We start from the raw sequence: 22876 nt of genomic DNA, 5'->3' as shown, positions 1-22876 counted from the left end.
TGCTGTGCGCGTCGGGGCACGGGGTCGGGCGGGGCTATTCGCCCAGCTCGCCCCGCAAGACCTTGAGCGGCACGCTGTCGGGATTGGCGGCAATCGCCTCCTCCGCCGCAGCGCGCGCCGCCGCCCCATTGCCCAGCGCCGCATGGATCCGCACGATCATGGTCCAGCCCTGTTCCAGCTGCGGATCCATGGTCACGGCCTCGGTAAAAGCGCTCAACGCGGCCTGCATGTTGCGCGAGGTCAGGCCGATCCCGGCCAGCACGATCTGCGTCTCCGGGTAATCCGCCCGGGCAAAAAGCGACCGCTGCCAGTCGGTCATGGCCAGCCCCAGATCCGCGTTGATCCGGTTCGGCAGACGGGCAAGGTTCATGTTCAGGAACTCCCGCGCCGCGGCCATGCGCACGCTGCGGATCGGGTCCGCGAGCAAGGGCGCGAGACGCGGCGCACGTTCGGTGTTGGGCGCGGCGCGCTGCACCGGGATCGCCGCCGCCCGCACCAGCGGGTCGGGATCCGACAGAAGCGGCACCATGCGCGTCGCGAGATCCGGGGTCGCGATCGGATGCAGAAGCTCCAGCGCCGTGGCGCGCACGATCCCCGGAAGCTCCAGATACTCGGTCAGGGCGACGATGTTCTCCGCCGTGCTCTGGGGCGCGATGCGGGCCCGGGCGAAGACATCGGCGAAATGCGGTCCCCGGTGGCGGCTCTCGGGGAAGCGCGCCTCGAGCTCGGCGGCCATCTCCTCGGCGCTGCGATCCACGTGGCAGTCATTGCAGGCATTGGGCGCCCCGGTCCGCACGGTCAGATCCGGGCGCGGCACGCGGAAGGAGTGATCCCGCCGCCCGTCGATCCCCATATAGTCGCGCTCGATCATATGGCAGCTTTTGCACTGCGCGCCGTCGCTGCCCAACGTGTGGAAATGATGGGACGGATCGTCATACTCGGCCAACGGCAGGCTCGGAAACTCCGGGTTCCCCGCAGGCGAGTGACACTGGGTACAGACCGTGTTCGTGTCCGAGATGACCTGCGCCGTATGCGGGTTGTGGCAATCGGTGCAGGCCACGCCCTTGGCATACATCTTCGATTGCAGGAAGGAGCCATAGACATAGACCTCGTCGAGGATCTGCCCGTCCGGATGATAGGTCCCGTCCCGCAGCAGGGTCAGCCGGTAGGCGTCGTGATAGGCCGTGCCCGGCAGCGGATTGCCCGCCTCGAAGGGCTCGCGCCGGGAGTGGCAGCTGGCACATTGCTGGATCTCGGCCTCCGCACTGGCGGTGAAATCCATGGTCAGGCCGGTCTCGCCCACCGACGCCCAGAGGCCTGGATCATAGCTGCCCCCGGGCAGGGCCCAGGCGCGATGTGCCTCCCCCGGACCGTGGCAAGCCTCGCAACCCACACCAATCTCCGCCTGGGTGCTGGCATAGCTGCGGCGGCGCGGGTCATAGCCCTTTTCATAGCCTGTGGCATGACACTCGGCGCAGCGGGCGGCCCAGTTCTTGTAGGGTCCGGTCCAATGCAGCCCGTCCGAAGAGGGCAGGTCCTGATCCGGATAGAGGTGATACCACCGGGCCGCTTCCACATCCCAGACCACGTCGAAGGACTGGATTCTGCCGGGCTCGGTTTCAATCAGATATTGTTGGAGCGGCGCGATGCCCGCCACGGAATGCACCGGATACTTGGTGAGCGCCCCATCCGGACCATCGGAGGTGATGTAATAGCGCCCGGCTTCGGTGGTGAAGCGGGTGCGCACGCCTTTGTGCAGGAACTCCGCATTGTCGAAATCCCCCAGCACATGCTGCGCATCGGGCGGGGTCCAGGCGAGATCATGGTGGGAGCCTTCCCAGGCCACGGCTTCTGCCTCATGGCAATCACTGCAGGCCGCGCTGCCAATGTAGTCGGGGATTTGTGCCTCCTGCGCCGCGGCAGGTAGCGCCACGCAAAGCAGCGCGCAAAGCACCGCAAGGGTCCCGAACACTCCGGATCGTGGCATGGGGAAGGCTCCGCTCATTCCGCTGCGTGACGCGCCAGCGCGGCGGCATCCTGCACCCGAATGCGGCCATAGCCAATCTCGATCAGGCCCAGACCGGCAAGTCGTTTCACCAACCGCTGCACCGTCGGCAGAGACAGGGCGGTCATGGTCGCGAGCCGGTCTTGCGGCGTCTCGAGCCAGTCGCCCGGCGTCACTTGCACGGAATCCACATAGAGCAGAAAGGCCGCAATCCGTTTTTCGGAGTTCGGGATCGAGAGGTTCGCCAGGATGTTGAGCTGCAGCTCCATATTCACATGGCTGAGCGCATAGAACTCCCTCAGCATCACCGGATCATCGCGCACGAGAGCAACCAGCTTGGGCTGCGGGATGAAGTAGATCTCGACCTCGGTGACGGCGATCACGGTCACCAGACGGCGCTGCTTGGAGAAAAGTGCCAGATCCCCGATCCAGAAGCCGGGCGTGGCCTGATAGATCGTATGCTCGCTGCCGATCGTGTTGGGGATGGCCACGGTGACATTGCCCTGGGCGAGCCCGTAGAGCCCTTCGGATGTGTCGCCAAACCGGTACACAGTCTCGCCCGAGGCGAAGCTGCGCAGGCGCCCGCCCTCAAGAATGCGGTCCTGCATCTCGGGTGTGCGTCCGGACAACCAGCCATGGCGGCGCAAGAGGTCAATTCCCAGTGTCATGACATGCCCTATACGACAAAAAACCCGGCAAAACCTGTCAAATGATAGAAAGGCCGTCCAGCACCGGATGCATAGAGTCAGGAGAAGCGCAGTACGGAGCCCCCGGTCCAACATGCCACTCAACCCGCGGCGCATGCTCACTATTCTCTCTCATTTTCAGAGGGGTAGGACCCTTGCGCGCATGCGACCTCCGGCGGATCGGAGGCGCCGCATTTGCGCCTCGGAGGGTCGAAATCCTTGACCGGATCTCGTGCCTATGGCCCGATACGGGCCCCACTCACGCTCAAAACACATGTGAATTACAAAAGGAGAGGTAAACCATGACACGGAACAGGACCCGGAAGGAGCTGACCCTCGGGGTGGCCCTTTTGGCGCTGACAGCGGGGATCGCCAGCGCGCAGGAGGCCGACAAACCGAACATCCTCGTGATCTGGGGGGACGATGTTGGGCAGTCCAACATCTCGGCCTACACGATGGGCCTGATGGGCTACCAGACGCCGAATATCGACCGGATCGCCGATGAGGGCATGATCTTCACCGACTATTACGGCGAGCAATCCTGCACCGCGGGCCGGTCCTCCTTCATCATGGGGCAATCGGTGTTCCGCACGGGTCTGTCCAAGGTGGGTCTGCCTGGCGCCGAGGAAGGCATGAAGATCGAGGATCCGACCATTGCCGGCCTCCTGAAGGCCCAAGGCTATGCCACGGGTCAGTTCGGCAAGAACCACCTGGGCGACCGGGACGAGATGCTGCCGACCAATCACGGCTTCGACGAGTTTCTGGGCAATCTCTATCACCTGAACGCCGAGGAAGAGCCCGAGAACGCGGACTATCCTGGCGACATGATCATGCCCGACGGCCGGACCTTCCGCGAAACCTTTGGTCCGCGCGGGGTGATCAAGTCCTCAGCAGATGGCACGATCGAGGATACCGGCCCGCTCACCAAAAAGCGCATGGAAACCATCGATGATGAGACCGTGGCCGCCGCGCTCGACTTCATTGACCGCAAGGAAGCCGAGGGCACGCCCTGGTTCCTGTGGTGGTCCGGCACGCGGATGCACTTCCGCACCCATGTGAGCGATGAGCGCCAGCAAATGGCGAATGAAACCATCGGCAAGACCGTGGACGAGTACACTGCGGGCATGATCGAGCATGACATGCATATCGGCATGTTCCTCGACAAGCTCGAAGAGCTGGGCATCGAAGACAACACCTTTGTTTTCTATTCGACCGATAACGGCCCGCACATGAACACCTGGCCCGATGCGGCCATGACCCCGTTCTGGGGTGAGAAGAACACCCAGTGGGAAGGCGGCTGGCGCGTGCCGGCCATGGTCCGCTGGCCGGGCAATGTTGAACCGGGTTCGATCAGCAACGAGATCGTCCACCACATGGACTGGTTGCCGACCTTCCTCGCAATGGCCGGAAACGACACCGTCAAGGAAGACCTGCTCGACGGGATCACCGTGGCCGAAGTCGGTGGCGGACGCGACTACCGCGTGCATCTGGATGGCTACAACATTCTGCCGATGCTGACCGGTGAGACTGACAAGAGCCCGCGCAACGAGATCTTCTACTTCACCGATGACGGCGATCTTGCGGCCCTGCGCTATGGCGATTGGAAGATCACCTTCCTGGAGCAGGAAGTCTGGGGCACGCTGCGGGCCTGGGCCGAGCCGCTGACAGAGCTGCGCGTGCCGCTGATCACCAACCTGCGCCGCGATCCCTATGAGCGGGCCTACCGCACGTCAAACACCTACTACGACTGGTTGATTGACCGCGTTTACCTGCTGGTGCCTGCGCAGGCCTATGTGGGTCAGTTCCTGTCGACCTTTGCGGAATACCCGCCTCGCCAGAAAGCGGCGTCCTTCAGCCTCGAGAAGGTGATGGAGAAACTAACCGACCCTGGCGGCGCACAATAAACGCAACCTAGAGCTTGGGCCGCTCCACAGGCATGCGGGGCGGTCCCTCTTTCTGATCCGCTTTGCACAGGACCGTTCGCATGTTTTTTCGCACTGCCCTTGTGGGCTGCCTTCTCTGGGCCGGATCGGCCATGGCCGATCCGCTGCCCTCCTGGAACGACACCGAGACCAAGAGCGCCATCATGGCCTTCGTCGAGAGCGTCACCGACCCCGCCTCGCCCGATTACGTCACCCCGGCAGACCGGATCGCGACCTTTGACAATGACGGCAATCTCTGGGCGGAGCAGCCGGTCTATTTCCAGCTGATCTACGCGCTGGAACGGGTAAGGGAGCGCGCCGAGGCCGACCCATCGATCCTGAGCACGGATGCTCTCAAGGCCGCCGCCGAAGGCGATGTCGAAGCGCTGGCCGCCGGAGGGATCGAAGGGCTCCTCGAAGTGCTCGCCATCAGCCATTCCGGGATCTCCGTCGAGGACTTCCAGGCCGATGTCCTGAGCTGGTTCGACACGGCCCGCCATCCGAGCACAGGCATGCGCTACGACGCGATGATCTATCAGCCCATGCTGGAACTGCTCAGCTATCTGCGCGACGAGGGGTTCCAGACCTGGATCGTCTCTGGCGGTGGCGTGCATTTCGTCCGCGCCTTCGCCGAGGAGGTTTACGGCATCCCGCCCCAGCAGGTCGTCGGCTCAGCCGGCCCCACGGAGTATGTGGATGGCAAGGTCATGAAACTGCCCGGCATCGATTTCGTCGATGACAAGGAAGGCAAGCCTTTGGGCATCGACAACCGGATCGGCAAGCGCCCGATCTTTGCTTCCGGCAATTCCGACGGTGATTTCGCCATGCTCGAATATGTCACCAGCGGCGAAGGCCCCCGCTTTGGTCTGCTGCTGCACCATACGGATGCCGAGCGCGAGTTCGCCTATGACCGGGAGGGGCATGTGGGCGTGCTGAACCGCGGTCTCGATGAAGGGCCCGGTCGCGGTTGGGTGATCATCGACATGGCCGAAGACTGGAACCGGGTCTTCCCGAACTGACCCGGCGGGGGCGGCGCGCCCCGCCGCCCTGATCTTTGCCCTGACCACCCCTCTGCGCCGAGACGAGACGAGCGAGACATGACCATGACCCCCCGCGACCATATCGACAGCCTCCGGACCGCCATGGGCCGCGCCATTATCGGACAGCTCACCGTGATCGACCGGCTGGTGATCGGGCTTCTGGCCAATGGCAACCTGCTGATCGAGGGGCTTCCCGGGCTGGCCAAGACCCGCGCGGTCAAGGCCATGGCCAAGAATATCGAGGCTGAGTTCGGGCGGATCCAGTTCACCCCGGACCTGCTGCCCTCGGATGTGACGGGCACCGAAGTCTATCACCAGACAGGGGACGGCTCGGAGTTTCGGTTCGAGCCCGGGCCGATCTTTGCCAATATCGTGCTCGCCGACGAGATCAACCGCGCGCCCGCCAAGGTGCAGGCCGCCCTGCTCGAAGCGATGGAAGAACGCCAGGTCACCGTCGCGGGCACCACCCACAAGATGCCACCACTCTTTATCGTCATGGCCACCCAGAACCCGGTGGAGCAGGAGGGCACTTACCCCCTGCCCGAGGCGCAGATGGACCGCTTCCTGATGCATGTGCAGGTCGGCTACCCGACGGTGGAGGAAGAAGCGCAGGTCATCGCCCTTGTCCGCGCCGAGGACAGCGCAAAGGACACCGGCCCCAAGGACAAGGCCACGCCCCCCCCGCGGATCCCGCAGGAGGTGATCTTTGCCGCCCGCGCCGAGATCGCCGAGATCCATGTCTCGGACCCCATGAGCCGCTACATGGCCGATCTGGTCTATGGCACCCGCACGCCCGGCGCGCTCGACCCGGATCTCGCACGCTGGATCGAGATCGGCGCGAGCCCGCGCGCCTCGCTGGGTCTCGATAAATGCGGTCGAACCCATGCCTGGCTGCAGGGGCGGGATTTCGTCGACCCCACGGATATCCGCGCCATCGCCCATGATGTGCTGCGCCATCGGGTCACGCTCAGCTATGAGGCGCAGGGCGAGGGCGTGACCGCCGATCAGGTGGTCGACCGGCTGCTCGACCTTGTGGCGCTGCCCTAGGTCTGCCCATGCCCGCCTCCGCCGATCCGCGCATTTCCGTCGATCTCGGCCATCTGCAACGGCTGCAAGGCCCGTCGCGGCGGCTCAGCTTTCTGCCGCGCCAGCCGGTGCGCTCGATCCTGAACGGGCGACATGCCTCCAAGCTGAAGGGGCGCGGGCTGAATTTCGAGGAGCTGCGTCACTACACCCAGGGCGATGATATCCGCACCATCGACTGGAAGGTCACGGCCCGCACGCGCAGTCCGTATATCCGGGTCTATACCGAGGAGCGGGACCGCGCTGCGATGCTGCTGGTGGATCAGCGGATGTCGATGTTCTTTGGCAGTGTGCACAACATGAAGTCAGTCACGGCGGCCGAGGCGGCGGCCATCGCCGCGCACCGGATCCGCGCCCAGGGGGACCGGGTGGGCGGGATCGTCTTCACCGATGACGCGCTGGTGGAGCATCGCCCCAAGGCCAGCCCCCGCGCCCTGCACCGGTTTCTGGGCTCGGTCGCAGCGGCCAATGGCGCGCTGAACGCGGCCCGCCAACCGGAGAGCCGGATGGCTCTGACCCAACCGCTGGCCGCGACGGCGCAGATCGTGCGCTCCGGCGGGCTCGTCATGGTCTTCAGCGATTTCGACGCCTGGGATGCCCAGACCGAACAGATCCTGTCCCGGATCGCCCGGCGCAATGACGTGATCCTGGTGAGTGTGCGCGATCCGGTGCTCGAAGAGCTGCCCGCAGACGCACGGCTGGTGGTCTCCGATGGCGCGCTTCAGGCCCAGATTGGCGGGTCGGGCGAGGCTCGTGCCGCCTTGCGCGCCTTTGCCGAGGCGCGGCTGGCAGCGATGACCGGGTTCTGCGACCGCTACGGCATCCCGATCCTGCCGCTCAGCACCGCCGAAGAAACCCTGCCGCAACTGCTGCGCCTCATGGGCGCGCGGGAGATGCGGACATGAGCGACATCCCAACAGCCGAAGAACTGGCCGGGCTCAGCCTGCCGGAGCTGTTCGATCAGCTGACTCCGATTGCGCCGCCGCCGGAAATCTCGATGCTACCACAAACCCCGGCCTGGGCGGCGCTCGCGCTGCTCCTGCTCGGGGTCTTGGGCTTTGCCTTCTGGACCGCGCGCAAACGCCATGCGGCCAATGCCTATCGCCGGGCCGGACTCGCGGCCTTGGCCGAGGCGGGCAAGGACCCGGCCGCCATCGCCACCGTGCTGCGCCGCACAGCGCTCGCCGCCTATCCACGCGCGGAGGTGGCCGGGCTCGACGGGGCTGAGTGGCTGGCCTTTCTCGACCGCACCGCCCCCAGCGTCGGGTTCTCCGAGGCTCCCAGTGCCCGCATGCTCCTGACCGGGCCCTATGCCCGCCAGCCCCTGCCCCCCGCGCCGGAGCTGGCCCGCCTCGCGAAACACTGGATCGAGAGCCACCGGGTATGAGCATCGCTTTCGCCTCCCTCTGGGTTCTGGCCCTCCTGCCCCTGCCCGCTCTGGTCTGGTGGCTGGTCCCGCCCCATGCGGAACGGACCGCCGCCCTGCGCATCCCGTTCTTCCGGCAAGTGACCGAGGCCAGTGGCGCGCGAACCGCGGCAGGGGCGCAGGTGCTCACCCGCTCCAGCCTGCAGATGATCGCCGCCGTGCTCTGCTGGGTGTTGCTGATCATCGGGCTGGCGCGTCCGGAACGGCTGGGCGAGCCGATCACCATCACCAATGCCGCGCGCGATCTGGTCTTGGCGGTCGATATCTCCGGCTCCATGGATGACAAGGATATGGAGGCCGCCGATGGCACGCGGGTGCAGCGGCTGCAGGCGGTCAAGGATGTGGTGCGCGATTTCGTGGCCGAGCGGGAGGGCGACCGGATCGCCCTTATCGTCTTCGGGGCGAGCGCTTATGTGCAGGTGCCCTTCACCGAGGATCTCGACAGTGTCGTCGAACTTCTGGAGCAGACCCAGACCGGCATGGCCGGGCCGAACACGGCCATTGGGGATGCGATCGGCCTTGCGATCCGCGCCTTTGAGGACAGCGAGATCGAAGAGCGGCTGCTGATCCTGCTCAGTGACGGGGCCGACACGGCCAGCGCCATGAGCCCGATCAACGCCGCCGAGATCGCTGCCGATGCACAGATCACGATCTATACGATCGGGGTCGGCAATCCCGACGGCTCGGGCGAGGAACGGCTTGATCCCGCCACGCTGGAGGACATCGCCCGTCGTGGAGGTGGCGCGTTTTATTATGCCTCGGACGTGGCCGGGCTGGCCGAGATCTATGCCGAGATCGACGCACAGAACCCGCGCGTGACCGACAGCGCGACCTATCAACCGCGCGAGCCGGTCAGCCATATCCCGTTCGCCCTCGCGCTCCTGATCGGTACGCTCAGCACCGCCTATCTGCATCTCGCGCGCGGACAGAGGCAGCGGTCATGAGCGGGCTTGAGGCGTTTCATCTGCTGCGGCCCTGGGCGCTGCTGGTCCTGCCTTTGCTGGCGCTGCTCTGGTGGGCGATCCGCCCCAAACGGCACGCGGAGGAGACGCCCCTCGCAGGTCTTGCGCCCCATCTGGCGGAGGCCCTGACCCTCGGCGGGGCGGATCGACGGCGGCTCTATCCCATCGACGGGGTGGTGGCGGTCCTTGCTCTGCTGACCCTGGCCGTCGCGGGCCCGAGTTGGACCCGCCTGCCCGACCCGTTTCAGGCGGAGACTGCGCCGCTGGTCGTCGCCCTCAAGGTCACGCCCTCCATGAGCGAGGCGGATATCGCGCCGTCGCGGCTTGAGCGCGCGACCTTCAAGATCCGCGATCTGGTGGCGCGCCGCGCGGGAGCCGAAACCGCCCTGATCGCCTATGCGGGGACCGCCCACCGGGTTGTGCCGCTGACCACGGATCCCGGTATTCTCAGCAGCTTTCTCGACGGGCTCAGCCCCAAGATCATGCCCGTGGACGGCGACGCACCCGGCGCGGCGCTGGCCCGCGCCCAAGCCGAGATGGACCGGGCAGAGAGCCCCGGCGCGATCCTGATGATCCTCGACGACCTGCCGCCCGATGCGGTGGCGCAGATCAACGCGGCGCAGCACGGGCCCCTGGTCCTCTATGTGGCTGCACCGCCGGAGGTCGCGCTGCCGCAGCTCGATGGGATCGCCAATGCGCAACTGGTCCGCATGACCCCGGGCGAGGCCGATCTCGACCAGATCGAGCGGCATCTGACCTCGGCCTATCGGGCAGCCCTTGTCGCCGACGACACCCAGGTCTGGGAGGATCGCGGATGGTGGCTCGCCTGGCCCGCAGCGCTCTTGCTGCTGGTCTGGTTCCGGCGCGGCTGGACCATGCCCTGGGCGGCCCTTGCGGCGCTGGCGCTCAGCCTGCAGCTCGCGCCTTCGCAGGCCCGGGCCGAGGGGGTGGCTGATTTGTTCTGGACCCCAGACCAGCAGGGGCAGCGCGCCTATGCCGAGGCGGATTTCGCCCGAGCAGCGGACCTCTTTGAGGATTCGATGTGGCGGGCGCTCTCGCTGTTTCGCGCGGGACAATACGAGGCCGCTGCCGAGGCCTATGCCGCACTGGACGGGGCCGAGGCGGCCTTTGGCGAGGGGATGGCACGGCTGCGCAACCGGCAATACCGCCCCGGGATGCGCGCCTTTGCGCGCGCGTTAGAACTGCGCCCGGACTATCCCGACGCCGCGCGAAACCTCGCCGTCGCACAGGCCATCGTGGCCTTTGTCGAACGCACGCAAGCCCAGTCCGACACGGGCGAGGAACGCGGGATCGGCGCCGACGAGGTCGTGATGGACAATGAAAGCGGGTTGGGCGAGCAGACCGAGATCATGCCCACGGAGGACGGTCTCGGGCTGGAAAGCGCCGAGCAGTGGATGCGCTCGGTCGACACGAATGTGGGGGATTTCCTCGCCACGCGCTTCAAGCTTGAAGCCGCCGCCGGGGAGGGCGTGGAATGAGCAAAGTGTTGCGCGCTATGGCGGTTCTTCTTTGGTGTTTCAGCGCCGCGCAGGCCGAGGAGCCAGTGGTCGAACTGACCCTGGCCGAGGACAGCGTCGCCGTCGGTCAGCCCGTAGTCCTGCGTCTGACCGTTCTGGTGCCGAGCTTCATGCCGAGCCCGCCCAACCTGCCGAGTTTCGAGACGCCGAACCTGATGGTGCGGCTGAACGGGCGCGCCACGAGCCCCACCAGCAAGCCGGTGAATGGCGAAACCTGGTCGGGTGTGACCCGGAGCTATACGCTCTATCCCATGGTGGCCGGGACATTCGAAATCCCGGCGCAGGAGGTTTCCGTGACCTATCGAGGAGAAGGGACCGAAGACCTCACCTCCGTCGTCACGACCGAGCCCTTCACCCTGACCGGGCTTGTGCCCGAGGGTGCCGAAAGGCTTGACCCGCTGCTGGTGGCGACGGGATTGACTGCAACGCAGGAGATCACCTTGCCCGAGGGCAAGATCGCGATGGGCGACGCGGTCCAGCGCAACCTGACGGTGACGATCAAGGGCGCGCCGCCGCTCTTCGTGCCGCCGCTTCTGGGACTTTCGGAGGAGAGCGCTCTGCGGGCCTACCCAAAGGAACCGGTTCTGACCGAGAGCGTCGATCGCGGGGTCGTTTCCGGCACGCGGCAGGAGGCGGCCAGCTATGTCGCCATCGCGGAGGGGCCAGCGGAGCTGCCGGAGATCACGCTGGAGTGGTTCAACATCACCTCCGGGCAGGTCGAGACCATCGTGCTGGAGGGGGCGCAGTTCGAGGTGGCGCCCGGCCCTGCGGCGCCAGTTTCCTGGGACCGCGGATTGATCCTGCGCGCTTTGGCGTCTCTGGTGGCGCTTGTTGCCCTGGGATTTGCCCTATGTCGCTATGGTTATCCGCGGTGGCAACACTGGTGGGAGGCGCGGAAGGCGGCCAAGGCGCGCGCCGCGCCGCAGATGTTTCGACAGATCGAGGCAGCCGCTGCTGCGCAGGATCTGTCGCTCCTCCTGAGGCGGATCGCGGCCTTCGAGACAGCCCATGGGACCCTGCCGCCGTCGCTGGAGTTCGATGCAGCGTTGAGCCGCGTGACGGCGGTCGCCTATGGCGACACGCCCGTGCCCCCGGCGGAGACCGCCGCCCGTTGGGCCGCGCTGACCAAAGCACTTACAGCGCGAAAGCCCGGGCAAAACTCGGTCGCGCGGGAGGCGGTTCTCCCCGCGCTCAACCCGCTCTGACCCGGGATCAGTCGCCCGTATAGGTCCAGCGATACTTGGGCGGGGTCGGACCTTTGTTGCGGCCGCCCTGCTCCATCTGTTCCCAGGAATGGGCGAGGAGGCCCACGGAGCGCGATAGACAGAAGAGGCCCCTTGCGAGGGGCGGCGCAAACCCGAGCTCGGCATAAATCACTGCCGTGGCCCCATCGATATTCATCGGGATCGGACGGCTCTTGCGCGTGGCAAGCTCGGCCTCGACCGCCTCACCCAGTGCGAGGAAGCGCCCCGCGCAGGCCCCCGCCGCAACCGCCTCGCGGACCAGCGCCATCAGGCGCGGTGCGCGCGGGTCGACCGGGGTGTGAAAACGGTGGCCATAGCCCGGGATGATCTTGCCGCGCTCGGCAATCCACGCGTCGAGAGCGGGCCCAAGCGGAGCATCCGCCAGCGCGTGGAACATCTCGACCGCCTGCTCGCCCGCGCCGCCATGGACATCGCCCAGCATGTTGACCCCGGTCGCCATGGCATTGTTCAGCGGCAACCCGCAGGTCACCGCCATGCGCGCCGCCGCGATTGACGGCGCTTGCGGCCCATGATCCACGGCCGAGACCAAAGCCGCCTCGAAAAGCCGGGCCTGGGCAGGCTCCGGGCGATCACCTCGCACCATCAACCAGATCATCTCGGCAAAGGAGGTGGTCCCGATCAATTCCTGGATCGGGTGGCCGCGCAGATGGATGCGCCCGGGCTCCATATCGATGATGGCGGTGGACCACCAATCAGCGACATCGCTCATAGCACGCCCTCCTCTCTCAGCGCGGAAATCTCGGCGTTACTCAGCCCCAGATCCTGCAAGACCCGCTCCGTATCTGCGCCAAGCGCCGGAGGCGGCGCGGCGGGCTGCGGGCGGGCACCATCCACCCGGACAGGCGAGGTCGGCAGGGCGATCTCTTCGCCCGCGACCTCAACCTTTCCAATCAAGCCCCGGTCGCGCAGCTGAGGATCCTCGAGCGCGTCGGCCACGCCGAGCACGGGGCCCGTGGGCACACCCTTTTCATTGAGTGCCGCGACCCAATGGGCGGCGGGCCTTGTTGTCAGCACGGCTTCGAGTGCCGCCCGCAGATCCTCGCGATTGGCCTTCCGGTCCTCGCGGGTGCGGTAGGCCGGATCCTCGATCAGGCCCGGCAGGCTCAGCAGATGGGCAAGGCTCTCCCACTGGGTGTCGCGATTGGCCGCGATGTTGATCGGGTTGTCCGCAGTGGCGAAAGTACCGGAGGGGGCCGAGGTCGTGTTCTCATTGCCATGGGGCGCGGGCGGCACGCCTCCGATCAGGTGGTTCGAGACCACCCAGCCCATGCTGGAGACCAACGCCTCGGTCATGGAGATATCGAGAAACGCCCCCCGAGGTCGGGCATTCAGCGCTGCCGCCACGGCAAAGGCCGCTGTCATGCCGCCGCAGGTATCGGCCACCGGATAGCCCACGCGATAGGGTGCTGTCTCGGGTGCACCGGTAATGGACATCGCTCCGGACACGCCTTGGACGATCTGATCATAGGCCGGGTCATCCTTGCGCGGCCCGTCCTGCCCGAAGCCCGAGATCGCGCAATAGATCAGCCGCGGGTTCGCCTCGCGCAGCACCTCATAGCCGAGCCCCAGACGCTCCATCACCCCGGGTCGGAAATTCTCAACCAGCACATCCGCCGTCGCCACGAGACGCTTGAGCAGCGCCTTGCCGGCCGGGGCCTTGAGATCGAGCGTCATGGAGAATTTGCCCGCATTCTGGGCCAGGAAACTGATCCCCATATTCGCGGCGTTCCGGGCGGGATCCGCGCCCAGTTGGCGGGCGAGATCACCGCTGCCGGGGCGTTCGACCTTGATGACCTCGGCCCCCATCAGTGCCAGTTGATAGCAGCAATAGGGGCCGGCCAGAACATTGGTCAGATCAAGCACCCGCACCCCGGACAGGGGCGCGGGGGCCTGGGTCTCAGTCGCCATCGGCGACGCCTTCGGCCCGAGCCCGGGCGCGGCGCGCACGGTAGCTCGGCAGAATGATCAGGAGCCCCGCGATCGCCAGCAGGCCGAGGGTCATCGGACGCTCCCAGATGAAGCCGATCCCGTCATAGAGCTGCATCGCGCGGGAGAAGTTATCCTCCAGCATGCCGCCCAGGATGAACCCGATCAGCAGCGGTGCCAGCGGGTAATCCGCAAAGCGCAGGATCGTGGCGCAGATCCCGAAGCCCACCAGCAACAAGAGCTCGGTCGCATTGTTCTGGCCGATATAGGCCCCCATCAGGGTGAAGAACAAAATGAACGGGATCAAGTAGTTGCGCGGCACCGACAGGATCTTGGCGATGTAGGGGATCAGCGGCAGGTTCAGCACCAGCAGGATCAGGTTGCCGATGAACATCGACATGATCACCGCCCAGAAGATCTCGGGCGCATCGATCATCAGGCGCGGCCCCGGCGAGACGTTCAGGGCAATCAGCGCCCCGAGCAGGATCGCCGTCGTCCCCGAGCCAGGGATGCCCAGCGTCAGAAGCGGCACAAAGGACCCGGTGCAGGCCGCGTTATTCGCGGTCTCCGGTGCGGCGAGGCCCTTGATCGAGCCCTTGCCGAACTCCTCCTGCTCCTTCTTCGGAGCGATGTTGCGTTCCACCGCGTAGCCGAGGAAGGAGGCGATGGTCGCGCCCGCACCGGGCAAGACGCCGATGAAGAAGCCCTGCACCGATTGCCGTCCGACCACGGGGGCCATGGACTTGGCTTCGGCTTTGGTGATGCGCAGATCCTTGATCTCGCCGCTGTCATCGCCGCTGCCCTGGACCGAGCGGACCGGGTTCATCACGAGGAACAAAGCCTCCGGCAGGGCGAACATCGCCATGGCCAGCGTGATAAAGCCAAAGCCCGATTGCAGGTCCATCAACCCCATGGTGAAGCGCGGCAGGTTGAACAGAGCGCCCTCGCCCACGGTGGCCATGATCAGACCGAGGATGGTCATCATCAGCGCCTTGGCCACTTGGCCCGTGCCCGCAAAGGCCGCGATGGCCGAGAGGCCCACCACCATCAGCGCGAAATACTCCGCCGAGTGGAAGAGAAGGGCGACCGAAGACAGCGCGGGTGCAAAGACCATGAGCAGGATCGCCCCGATGGTCCCGCCGGAAAAGGAGGCGATGGCCGCGATGGTCAGCGCCTTGCCGGCCTTGCCCTGTTTGGCCATGGGATAGCCGTCGAAACTGGTGGCGACGGTGCCCGCAACGCCCGGCGCGTTGAGCAGAATCGACGAGGTCGAGCCGCCGAAGATCGCGCCGTAATACACACCCGCCAGCAGGATCAGGGCTGCCGAGGGGTCGCCTAGCGAAATTGCCACGGGGATCATGATCGCGATGATCGACATCGGCCCGAGGCCCGGCAGCATCCCGATGAACGTCCCGATCAGGCAGCCCCCGATCACCATCAGCAGGTTTTGAATGGAAAAGGCCGTTTGCAGGCCGATGAGCAGTCCTTCAAGCATCTCTTACGCCCCCAGAAACATGGGCAGCGGGCGCAGGAAAATGCCAAGCACCTCCTGCACCAGATACCAGACAAAGCCCGCGGCGACCGCCGAGACGCCGATCATCACCGGCCAGTTCCGCTCGCCGAGGATGACCGAGCCGAGGATCAGGAAGCCGCTGGTCGAGAGCAGGAAACCCGCCGGGCGCAGGAGCAGCGCATAGGCCACCATGAGGCCCAGAAGCGCGGCGGCCTGCCCGATCTTGTAATCGCCCAGACGGCGGTAATCGATATCGCCCTCCTTGGGCGGCTTCTGCGGACCTTCGAGCCCCAGCAGGATCACCAGTGACGCAGCCGCGCCGAGCACGGCCAGCACCTTGGGGAAAGTGGACGGCCAGATCGGATTGCGCCGCATGAACGGGGCAAGACTGTCATCCATCGTGAAATAAGCCGTATAGCCGTAGACCAGGCAAATACCCAGCAAAACAAGCGCGATCCAACGGTCGAGCGCCATGTCCATCCCTCCCAGAATTTTCGAAAAAATGCGGGTGGGCGCGTTGTTCTCCGCGCCGCACCCTTGAAGCCAAAGCTTCAGATCAGAGGAAGCCGAGCTTCTTCATCAGATCACCGATCTGCGTTTCCTGGGTCTCCAGGAATTTCAGGAACTCGTCGCCGCTGTTGTGGATGTTAACCCAGCCGTTGCGGGCGCGAACGGTTTCCCACTCTTCGGTGTCGTACATCTTTTCGATGGCCGCCTGATAGGCCGAGACCTGATCCGCCGGCATACCCGGTGCACCGAAGAAGCCACGCCAGTTGACGAAGGTGGTGTCGATGCCCTGCTCCATCATGGTCATGGCGTCGGGGGCTGCGCCCACGCGCTCATCGGAGGTCACACCGATGATCTTCACTTCGCCTGCATCGGCCAGATCGACCGCTTCGGAGAAGCCGGTGGAAAGCGCCGCGATCTCGCCCGAGAGCAGCGCCGCCATGGCCTTGCCGCCCGCATCATAGGGGATGTACTTCACGCCCAGCGGATCCTTGCCCGCCGCTTCCATCACCATGGCCGCCACGAGGTGGTCCATGCCGCCCGGCACCGAGCCGCCACCAATCGCGGTGGAGTTCGGGTCCGCGTCATAGGCTGCCAGCAGGTCTGCCATGGAGTTGATCGGGCTGTCCTTGCCGACCACGATGGCCGCATAATCGCCGATGGTCCCGGCCACGAGGGTCAGGTCGCGGAAGTTATGCGGGAACACACCGGTGAGCGAGCGGATCACGATCGGCGTGGAGTTCACCATCAGCGTGCCGTAGTTGCTCTCGGCGTTTTCGATCAGGTAGCCGATGGCCTTGCCGCCGCCACCACCGGACATGTTCTCGTAGGAAGCCGAGCCCACGAGCCCGGAATTGGTGAGCGCCTCACCGGTGCCGCGCGCGGTGCCGTCCCAGCCACCACCGGCGCCGCCGGGGATGAGGAAATGCACGCTGTCGAGCATCTGGTGGCCACCGGCCTGGGCGCCACCGGCCAGCGCGAGCGAAGCCGCGGCTGCCATGAGCGCGCGACGAGTCATTGCGAATGTCATGTCAAGGTCCTCCCGTTTGACAAAGGCGGTCGTTGCCGCCCATGAAAGATACGTCGCACCGAAAGCTGACATAAACCTGACACCGCCCACGGGAATTTTTCCGCCCATGCGATTTCTTTTGATCGAGGATCACGCGCCGCTGGCCCGGGCCGTCATCGACCGGCTGAGCCTCGATGGCCATGTGGTCGATCATGCCGATAGCATGGCCGAGGCCTGGGACTTCATCGCGACCACAACTTACGATCTGTTTTTGCTGGATATTATGCTGCCGGACGGAGATGGTCGGACCTTTCTGAGCCGCTGCCGTCGCGAGGCGCAGGAGACGCCGGTCATCGTCCTGACGGCGCGGTCCGAGGTGTCGGATCGGGTCAGCGTGCTCGATCTCGGAGCCGATGATTACATGGTCAAACCCATCGATTTTGCCGAGCTGGAGGCCCGTTGCCGGGCCGTGATGCGACGCAAAAGCGGGGCTGCGGGCAATCAGATCGCCTTGGCGGAGCTGACGTTTGACGCGCTTGCAGGCACGCTCGAGACCCCGGATCGCGTGGTCCAGTTGCGCACGCGGGAGCTGCGGCTGTTTGAAACCTTCGCCAATGCGCCGGGTCAGATCTTCTCGAAATCGGCGCTGGTGGACCGGCTCTTTTCCTTTGATGAAGAGGTCACCGAGAACGCGATCGAGGTCTATGTGGGGCGTTTGCGCCGTCATCTGGCCGAGACCGGTGTGCGGATCACCACCGTGCGCGGGTCGGGCTATAAACTGGACGTGCCATGATCCCCGGGCTCGCGCCGACCACGTCGATCCGGCGACGTCTCCTGACCTTTCTGCTGGCGGGCGCGGCGGCGACGGCGATCATCCTCTATTTCGTGGTGCAATCCGTGGCGGCCCAGCTCGCTCAGGAAAGCCAGGACAACATCCTGACCGCCTCAGCGGTGTCCATCGTCGACAATGCCCGCGTCCGCGATGGCGAAATCATGATCGATATCCCCTATTTCGCCTTCTCCATGCTGGGCAGCGCCGCGGATGAGCGGGTGTTCTACGCGATCTGGCTCGGGGACGAATTCCTGTCGGGTTATGAGAGCCTGCCGCGCCCGGAGGGCGGCCCTGCGGAGCCTGCCAGTTTCGACACCCTCCCCTTTCTCGGAGAGGATGTGCGGATCGCAACCGTGGCCCGGCCGATCTCGCTCTTTGAGGGGTCCTCGCTGTTGCAGGTCTCCATCGCGCAGACGCGGCAGGGCCAGCGCGCGGTGCTGACCCGGGTTTCGCAGCTCTCCATGGGGATCGGGGCGGGGTTCTTTGCGCTCACGGCCTTGCTCGCGATCGTCGTAGCCAGCACCACGATCCGCCCGGTCAACCGGCTGACGACCAGCTTGTCGCGCCGGGGGCCATCGGACCTGCGGGAGGTGACCACCGCCGTGCCGCGCGAGATGGCACCGCTGGTCACCACGCTCAACAGCTTCATGACCCGGCTGAAAACCTCGCTCGCCCGGTCGGAGGATTTCATCGTCGAGGCGGCGCACCGGGTGCGCACCCCTCTGGCCATCGTGCGCACGCAAGCCGAGATCCTCTATCGCCGGGCCGAAACCCCGGAAGCGCGTCAGACCCTGAAAGAGATGATGCGCGCGGTGGACGAAACCTCCCGCACGGCGGGGCAGCTTCTGGACCATGCGACGGTAAGCTTCCGCTCTGACAGTCTGGAGAGCGATGTGATCTCGCTCCAGACCCTCGCGCGGGAGGCCGCAGCCCGCGCCCGCCCGATCACGGAGCTCAAGGATATCGAGATCGCCGTGGAGGGTGCCGCCGACCCGAGCCTGCGCGGCGATCTCATCCTGATGCAGAGCGCGGTGGCCAACATCCTCGACAATGCGATCAAATACACGCCCGCCGAGGGGCAGATCACCCTGAGCGTGGATCGCGATGCCGAACGGGCCCGGTTGCGGGTGATCGATACCGGGCCCGGCTTTCCCGAGGCAGATCCCGCATCCCTGACCGGACGCTTTGTGCGCGGCAGCAATGCGGCCCAGATTATCGGCTCCGGTCTCGGCCTGACCATCGCGGACGAGGTCGCCCGGGTCCATGGCGGCCAGCTCATTCTTGCCAATTCAGCCGGAGGCGGCGCATGCGTCACACTCTCCTTTCCCTTGTCGGCCTCCTGATCGCGGCGCCGCTGGCGGCGTTCGAGATCGAGGATCAGGCGCGTTTCGGCCCGGACGACGCCGCGACCACGCTGGAGATCATCTCGACCGCGGATATCGCGTTTTTCGCACCAATGATCCGGTCCTATCTGGAGGGCGCGCCGGACACGGCGGTCGCCTATACGGTGGCAAGCTCGGCGGAGCTCGACCGCGCCCTGCGCACCGATGGGACACGTTTTGACATCGCAATCTCCAGCGCGATGGATCTGCAGACCAAGCTGGCCAATGACGGGCTGGCCCAGCCCCACAATTCCGACGCGACCGACGCCTTGCCGGGCTGGGCGACGTGGAACGACCGGCTCTTTGCCTTCAGCCAGGAACCGGCGGCGATCGTCGTCTCCAAATCCGCCTTTGCCGATCTGCCCCTGCCCCGCAGCCGTCAGCAACTGATCACGACCCTGCGCGAGAACCCGGCGCGGTTCGAAGGTCGGATCGGGACGTATGATGTGCGACAGTCGGGGCTCGGGTATCTCTTTGCCACGCAGGATGCCCGCACCTCCGAGACCTATTGGCGCCTGACCGAGGTGATGGGGGCGCTGGATGTGGCGCTCTATTGTTGCTCGTCGGACATGATCGACGCCGTGGTCGGCGGAGAGCTGGCCATCGCCTATAACGTGCTGGCGAGCTACGCTCTGGGCCGGGTGGACCGGGATGCCTACACGATCATCCTGCCTTCGGATTTCACGACACTCATGCTGCGCTCGGTGCTGATCCCGGCCAGCGCGGCGGAACCCGAAACCGCCGGGCAGTTCGTGGATCACCTGCTGAGCGAGACCTTTGACGGAACCGCCCTGCCCCCCATCGCGCCCCCGAATGATGACAGCGCCGTGCGACGGATCGAGCTTGGTCCCGCGCTGCTGGTCTATCTCGACCGATTCAAGCGGCGCGGTTTCCTGTCGGAATGGGAAAGCGCGATCCTGCAGTAGCGCACAAAAAAAACGCGGCCCCCGAAAGGGCCGCTTTCAAAGATCGAACAGGGTCCGGGCCTAGAAGAAGCCCAGCTTGTTCGGGTTGTAGCTGACCAGCATGTTCTTGGTCTGCTGGTAGTGGTCGAGCATCATCTTGTGGTTCTCACGCCCGATGCCGGACTGCTTGTAGCCACCAAAGGCCGCGTGGGCCGGATAGGCGTGGTAGTTGTTCACCCAGACGCGACCGGCTTCGATCGCGCGGCCAAACCGGTAGCAGGTGTTCTGATCGCGCGACCACACGCCCGCGCCGAGGCCGTACATGGTGTCATTGGCGATCTCGAGCGCCTCTTCCTCGGTCTTGAAGGTCGTCACGGACACGACCGGGCCAAAGATCTCTTCCTGGAAGACGCGCATCTTGTTGTGGCCCTTCAGGATGGTCGGCTCGATATAGAAGCCGTCCTGCAGATCCTCGGAGACATCAGCGACCTTGCCCCCGGTCAGCACCTCGGCCCCCTCTTCGACGCCAATCTGGAAGTAGGAGAGGATCTTCTCTTTCTGCTCCATGGAGGCTTGCGCGCCGACCATGGTTTCCATCTTGCGCGGATCGCCCTGCACGATGGCCTTCACGCGGGCGATGGCCCGGGCGATGAACTCTTCATAGATGTCTTCGTGGATGAGCGCGCGGCTCGGGCAGGTGCAGACCTCACCCTGGTTGAACGCGAAGAGCACGAAGCCTTCGACGGCCTTGTCGAGGAACGCGTCATCCTCGGCCATGACATCCTTGAAGAAGATGTTCGGGGACTTGCCGCCCAACTCCAGCGTGACCGGGATCAGGTTGACCGTGGCGGCCTCCATGATCTTGCGGCCCGTGGCAGTGGAGCCGGTGAAGGCGATCTTGGCGATCCGGTCGGACGTCGCGAGCGCTGCCCCCACTTCTCCGCCATAGCCGTTGACGATGTTGAGCACGCCATCGGGCAGCAGGTCGGCGATCAGTTCAACCATGACCATGATGGCCGCAGGCGTCTGTTCCGCGGGCTTCATCACGATGCAGTTGCCAGCCGCGATGGCCGGCGCCAGTTTCCACGCCGCCATCAGGATCGAGAAGTTCCAGGGGATGATCTGCCCAACCACGCCGAGCGGCTCATGGAAGTGGTACGCGACCGTGTCATTGTCGATCTCGGACATGGAGCCTTCCTGCCCGCGCAACACGCCGGCGAAGTAGCGGAAATGGTCCACCGCGAGCGGGATGTCCGCCAGCGTCGTTTCGCGGATCGGTTTGCCGTTGTCCCAGGTTTCGGCCTTGGCGATGATGTCGAGGTTCTGCTCGATCCGGTCTGCGATCTTCAGCACGATATTGGCGCGCTCGGTGACCGAGGTCTTGCCCCAGGCATCCTTGGCCGCATGGGCCGCATCGAGCGCCATCTCCACATCCGCTGCGGAGGAACGTGCGATCTGTCCGACCACTTCGCCGGTGATCGGCGTCACATTGTCGAAGTAGCGGCCTTCGACCGGGGCCACGAACTTGCCGCCGATGAAGTTGTCGTAGCGGTCCTTGAACGGGGAGACGAGGGTCTCGTCCAGTTGGGTCATCTCATTCATGTCGTGGTCCTCCTAGGGTGGTGCGTTTGGGGTGGCCCCCATGTGATGCGCAAAGCCTAGGTCAAGGGATCACGCACCCGGCTTGGTCCCTTAGTCGTGGTTTTGCGGACCTGTCTCAGGAGCGAGACAGGTCGAGAGAGGATTTTGGGGGTTTGACCGCAAAGGACGCTTGTCTCGGGTCTGAATGCGAAGCGTCGCAGGGTGGATCTGGACAAGTCGCGACTCAAGAGCGGGGCGTTTCGGCCGCTGATCGGGGTTGATGCAGGAGTTTGGCCCCCAGGAGGTGCGTTTGGTCCAGAAATTCGCTGACTTGAGAGCCTTCATCCGGCCAATTTGCCGATTTTCGGCTTCGCAAGGCTGGTCGAGTCGCTTTTTTGGTGCGGTAAGGGGACTTTGCTCGCGCTTTTTCGGCGCTTCTGCGGTCAGATTTCCGCTCTCCAACCCCTCCCCTCAGATTTCTTTCGATTTTTTTCTGTCACATTGGCTGTGACTTTTACCCCCCTCAGCCCCCTCTGTTGGAAACATCACCGGGCTGTGAGGGGGTGTGTCCGGGTAAGTCTCTGAAACCACGCAGCTTTCCGGAAACCCTCGAACACCCCGCGCAGAAGGCCTGATCGCGGGAGCGTGATGTGCGTCAGCGCGCAACAACCTCTCGCATCATCGCCATTTCATTCCGAGCCCCCCCGACCCAAATCCATCTCATCGGCAGCGACACACACCGCCGACACACACAACACCGCGGCTCGCAACGCACAAACAGGCCGCGCAACACACTGAAAGGACTACTGAAATGAAACTCGCTCTGACCTCCGCCCTCGTGATCGCCCTGACCGCTCCGGCCTTCGCATCCTCCCAGCTCGAGCGTCAGCTCGGCGTCGAGCCCGGCGTCTACAGCTTCTCCGAACTGGCCGCCATCAAGGGCAGCTACGACACCGATAACGGCTACAACATCGCCCCCCGCGGCGACGTGGTCTCGACCCAGTCGGTCGGCATCTCCCCGGCCCATGCACAGCTGGCCGCGACCCTGGGCGTGGACGCGAATGACTACAGCTTCGCCGAGCTGGCCAACATCAAGGGCAGCTTCGACACGGACAACGGCTACAACATCACCGAGCGCGGTGGCGTCGTCTCGACCCAGTCCGTGGGCGTCTCCGGCGCAGCCGCACAGCTGGCCGCAAGCCTGGGCCTCGACGCGACCGAGTACAGCTTCGCCGAGCTGGCCGCGATCAAAGGCGCCAAGGGTTCTCCTAACGAGTAATCCTTAACATCCCCC

20 protein-coding genes are annotated in these 22876 nt (G+C 65.2%); 12 read left to right on the top strand and 8 right to left on the bottom strand.

Features of this window, described 5'->3' with window-relative positions; all coding sequences use genetic code 11:
- Nucleotides 1–34: 34 nt before the first annotated feature.
- Together ACP153_RS18360 and ACP153_RS18355 are read right to left on the bottom strand one after the other, a co-directional pair.
- The gene (locus ACP153_RS18360) at nt 35–1987 is read right to left on the bottom strand and encodes a multiheme c-type cytochrome (protein WP_424972472.1); all 1953 of its coding nucleotides are present in this window, start codon (nt 1985–1987) and stop codon (nt 35–37) included.
- 14 nt (nt 1988–2001) lie between these two features.
- Nucleotides 2002–2673: a Crp/Fnr family transcriptional regulator gene (locus tag ACP153_RS18355; RefSeq protein WP_424972471.1), complete on the bottom strand. Its 672-nt coding sequence runs from the start codon at nt 2671–2673 to the stop codon at nt 2002–2004.
- 320 nt (nt 2674–2993) lie between these two features.
- Here ACP153_RS18355 and ACP153_RS18350 point away from each other — a divergent pair, with 320 nt between their 5' ends.
- From ACP153_RS18350 to ACP153_RS18315, 8 genes are all read left to right on the top strand, one after another.
- Nucleotides 2994–4595: an arylsulfatase gene (locus ACP153_RS18350; RefSeq protein ID WP_424972470.1), complete on the top strand. Its 1602-nt coding sequence runs from the start codon at nt 2994–2996 to the stop codon at nt 4593–4595.
- An 80-nt stretch (nt 4596–4675) separates the two neighbouring features.
- Nucleotides 4676–5632, top strand: a complete 957-nt coding sequence (locus ACP153_RS18345; protein WP_424972469.1) for an HAD family hydrolase — start codon at nt 4676–4678, stop codon at nt 5630–5632.
- An 84-nt stretch (nt 5633–5716) separates the two neighbouring features.
- Complete coding sequence (locus tag ACP153_RS18340; RefSeq protein ID WP_424972585.1) at nt 5717–6700, top strand: AAA family ATPase; 984 nt, start codon at nt 5717–5719, stop codon at nt 6698–6700.
- Between the two features lie 8 nt (nt 6701–6708).
- A complete protein-coding gene (locus ACP153_RS18335; protein ID WP_424972468.1) occupies nt 6709–7641 on the top strand; it encodes a DUF58 domain-containing protein in 933 nt (310 codons plus the stop codon).
- On the top strand, nt 7638–8123 hold the full coding sequence (locus ACP153_RS18330) for a DUF4381 domain-containing protein (RefSeq protein WP_424972467.1): 486 nt from the start codon (nt 7638–7640) through the stop codon (nt 8121–8123). The genes ACP153_RS18335 and ACP153_RS18330 overlap by 4 nt, the downstream gene beginning before the upstream one ends.
- Nucleotides 8120–9106, top strand: coding sequence for a VWA domain-containing protein (locus tag ACP153_RS18325; RefSeq protein ID WP_424972466.1), 987 nt, complete (start codon nt 8120–8122; stop codon nt 9104–9106). The genes ACP153_RS18330 and ACP153_RS18325 overlap by 4 nt, the downstream gene beginning before the upstream one ends.
- Nucleotides 9103–10623 carry a VWA domain-containing protein gene (locus ACP153_RS18320; RefSeq protein WP_424972465.1) on the top strand — a complete coding sequence of 507 codons (1521 nt, stop codon included), beginning with the start codon at nt 9103–9105 and terminating at the stop codon, nt 10621–10623. Before ACP153_RS18325 ends, ACP153_RS18320 begins: the two co-directional genes overlap by 4 nt.
- Nucleotides 10620–11867, top strand: a complete 1248-nt coding sequence (locus ACP153_RS18315) for a BatD family protein (RefSeq protein WP_424972464.1) — start codon at nt 10620–10622, stop codon at nt 11865–11867. Before ACP153_RS18320 ends, ACP153_RS18315 begins: the two co-directional genes overlap by 4 nt.
- Nucleotides 11868–11874: 7 nt before the next feature.
- Here ACP153_RS18315 and ACP153_RS18310 read toward each other — a convergent pair whose 3' ends face one another.
- From ACP153_RS18310 to ACP153_RS18290, 5 genes are all read right to left on the bottom strand, one after another.
- Nucleotides 11875–12636 (bottom strand): citryl-CoA lyase, encoded by a 762-nt coding sequence (locus ACP153_RS18310; protein WP_424972463.1) that lies wholly within the window; start codon nt 12634–12636, stop codon nt 11875–11877.
- The gene (locus ACP153_RS18305) at nt 12633–13835 is read right to left on the bottom strand and encodes a CaiB/BaiF CoA transferase family protein (protein WP_424972462.1); all 1203 of its coding nucleotides are present in this window, start codon (nt 13833–13835) and stop codon (nt 12633–12635) included. The genes ACP153_RS18310 and ACP153_RS18305 overlap by 4 nt, the downstream gene beginning before the upstream one ends.
- Nucleotides 13825–15348: a tripartite tricarboxylate transporter permease gene (locus ACP153_RS18300; RefSeq protein ID WP_424972461.1), complete on the bottom strand. Its 1524-nt coding sequence runs from the start codon at nt 15346–15348 to the stop codon at nt 13825–13827. Before ACP153_RS18300 ends, ACP153_RS18305 begins: the two co-directional genes overlap by 11 nt.
- A gap of 3 nt (nt 15349–15351) precedes the next feature.
- On the bottom strand, nt 15352–15840 hold the full coding sequence (locus ACP153_RS18295) for a tripartite tricarboxylate transporter TctB family protein (protein ID WP_424972460.1): 489 nt from the start codon (nt 15838–15840) through the stop codon (nt 15352–15354).
- A gap of 82 nt (nt 15841–15922) precedes the next feature.
- On the bottom strand, nt 15923–16903 hold the full coding sequence (locus ACP153_RS18290) for a tripartite tricarboxylate transporter substrate binding protein (RefSeq protein WP_424972459.1): 981 nt from the start codon (nt 16901–16903) through the stop codon (nt 15923–15925).
- 106 nt (nt 16904–17009) lie between these two features.
- Here ACP153_RS18290 and ACP153_RS18285 point away from each other — a divergent pair, with 106 nt between their 5' ends.
- Genes ACP153_RS18285 through ACP153_RS18275 form a run of 3 tightly spaced genes read left to right on the top strand, consistent with a single transcriptional unit; the run spans nt 17010 to nt 20022 of the window.
- Complete coding sequence (locus ACP153_RS18285; RefSeq protein ID WP_424972458.1) at nt 17010–17675, top strand: response regulator transcription factor; 666 nt, start codon at nt 17010–17012, stop codon at nt 17673–17675.
- Nucleotides 17672–19057: a sensor histidine kinase gene (locus ACP153_RS18280; protein WP_424972457.1), complete on the top strand. Its 1386-nt coding sequence runs from the start codon at nt 17672–17674 to the stop codon at nt 19055–19057. Before ACP153_RS18285 ends, ACP153_RS18280 begins: the two co-directional genes overlap by 4 nt.
- Nucleotides 19021–20022: an ABC transporter substrate-binding protein gene (locus ACP153_RS18275; RefSeq protein WP_424972456.1), complete on the top strand. Its 1002-nt coding sequence runs from the start codon at nt 19021–19023 to the stop codon at nt 20020–20022. Before ACP153_RS18280 ends, ACP153_RS18275 begins: the two co-directional genes overlap by 37 nt.
- 60 nt (nt 20023–20082) lie before the next feature.
- Here ACP153_RS18275 and adh read toward each other — a convergent pair whose 3' ends face one another.
- Nucleotides 20083–21603 carry an aldehyde dehydrogenase gene (adh, locus tag ACP153_RS18270; RefSeq protein ID WP_424972455.1) on the bottom strand — a complete coding sequence of 507 codons (1521 nt, stop codon included), beginning with the start codon at nt 21601–21603 and terminating at the stop codon, nt 20083–20085.
- Nucleotides 21604–22393: 790 nt separating this feature from the next.
- Here adh and ACP153_RS18265 point away from each other — a divergent pair.
- On the top strand, nt 22394–22861 hold the full coding sequence (locus ACP153_RS18265; protein ID WP_424970027.1) for a hypothetical protein: 468 nt from the start codon (nt 22394–22396) through the stop codon (nt 22859–22861).
- The last annotated feature ends 15 nt before the right edge of the window (nt 22862–22876 follow it).

Source organism: Dinoroseobacter sp. S76, assembly GCF_049801095.1.
Classification (GTDB): Bacteria; Pseudomonadota; Alphaproteobacteria; order Rhodobacterales; family Rhodobacteraceae; genus Dinoroseobacter.
Note: the sequence above shows the minus strand (reverse complement) of the source record. Positions and strands in the feature narration are given on the sequence as shown.

What these genes read in the sequence shown, in the direction of transcription:
- ACP153_RS18285 (WP_424972458.1), top strand. Translation starts at nt 17,010, where the DNA reads ATGCGATTTCTTTTGATCGAGGATCACGCGCCGCTGGCCCGGGCCGTC.
- adh (WP_424972455.1), bottom strand. Translation starts at nt 21,603, where the DNA reads ATGAATGAGATGACCCAACTGGACGAGACCCTCGTCTCCCCGTTCAAG.
- ACP153_RS18345 (WP_424972469.1), top strand. Translation starts at nt 4,676, where the DNA reads ATGTTTTTTCGCACTGCCCTTGTGGGCTGCCTTCTCTGGGCCGGATCG.
- ACP153_RS18280 (WP_424972457.1), top strand. Translation starts at nt 17,672, where the DNA reads ATGATCCCCGGGCTCGCGCCGACCACGTCGATCCGGCGACGTCTCCTG.
- ACP153_RS18265 (WP_424970027.1), top strand. Translation starts at nt 22,394, where the DNA reads ATGAAACTCGCTCTGACCTCCGCCCTCGTGATCGCCCTGACCGCTCCG.
- ACP153_RS18295 (WP_424972460.1), bottom strand. Translation starts at nt 15,840, where the DNA reads ATGGCGCTCGACCGTTGGATCGCGCTTGTTTTGCTGGGTATTTGCCTG.
- ACP153_RS18360 (WP_424972472.1), bottom strand. Translation starts at nt 1,987, where the DNA reads ATGCCACGATCCGGAGTGTTCGGGACCCTTGCGGTGCTTTGCGCGCTG.
- ACP153_RS18340 (WP_424972585.1), top strand. Translation starts at nt 5,717, where the DNA reads ATGACCCCCCGCGACCATATCGACAGCCTCCGGACCGCCATGGGCCGC.
- ACP153_RS18315 (WP_424972464.1), top strand. Translation starts at nt 10,620, where the DNA reads ATGAGCAAAGTGTTGCGCGCTATGGCGGTTCTTCTTTGGTGTTTCAGC.
- ACP153_RS18330 (WP_424972467.1), top strand. Translation starts at nt 7,638, where the DNA reads ATGAGCGACATCCCAACAGCCGAAGAACTGGCCGGGCTCAGCCTGCCG.
- ACP153_RS18300 (WP_424972461.1), bottom strand. Translation starts at nt 15,348, where the DNA reads ATGCTTGAAGGACTGCTCATCGGCCTGCAAACGGCCTTTTCCATTCAA.
- ACP153_RS18335 (WP_424972468.1), top strand. Translation starts at nt 6,709, where the DNA reads ATGCCCGCCTCCGCCGATCCGCGCATTTCCGTCGATCTCGGCCATCTG.
- ACP153_RS18325 (WP_424972466.1), top strand. Translation starts at nt 8,120, where the DNA reads ATGAGCATCGCTTTCGCCTCCCTCTGGGTTCTGGCCCTCCTGCCCCTG.
- ACP153_RS18350 (WP_424972470.1), top strand. Translation starts at nt 2,994, where the DNA reads ATGACACGGAACAGGACCCGGAAGGAGCTGACCCTCGGGGTGGCCCTT.
- ACP153_RS18290 (WP_424972459.1), bottom strand. Translation starts at nt 16,903, where the DNA reads ATGACATTCGCAATGACTCGTCGCGCGCTCATGGCAGCCGCGGCTTCG.
- ACP153_RS18275 (WP_424972456.1), top strand. Translation starts at nt 19,021, where the DNA reads ATGCGTCACACTCTCCTTTCCCTTGTCGGCCTCCTGATCGCGGCGCCG.
- ACP153_RS18310 (WP_424972463.1), bottom strand. Translation starts at nt 12,636, where the DNA reads ATGAGCGATGTCGCTGATTGGTGGTCCACCGCCATCATCGATATGGAG.
- ACP153_RS18355 (WP_424972471.1), bottom strand. Translation starts at nt 2,673, where the DNA reads ATGACACTGGGAATTGACCTCTTGCGCCGCCATGGCTGGTTGTCCGGA.
- ACP153_RS18320 (WP_424972465.1), top strand. Translation starts at nt 9,103, where the DNA reads ATGAGCGGGCTTGAGGCGTTTCATCTGCTGCGGCCCTGGGCGCTGCTG.
- ACP153_RS18305 (WP_424972462.1), bottom strand. Translation starts at nt 13,835, where the DNA reads ATGGCGACTGAGACCCAGGCCCCCGCGCCCCTGTCCGGGGTGCGGGTG.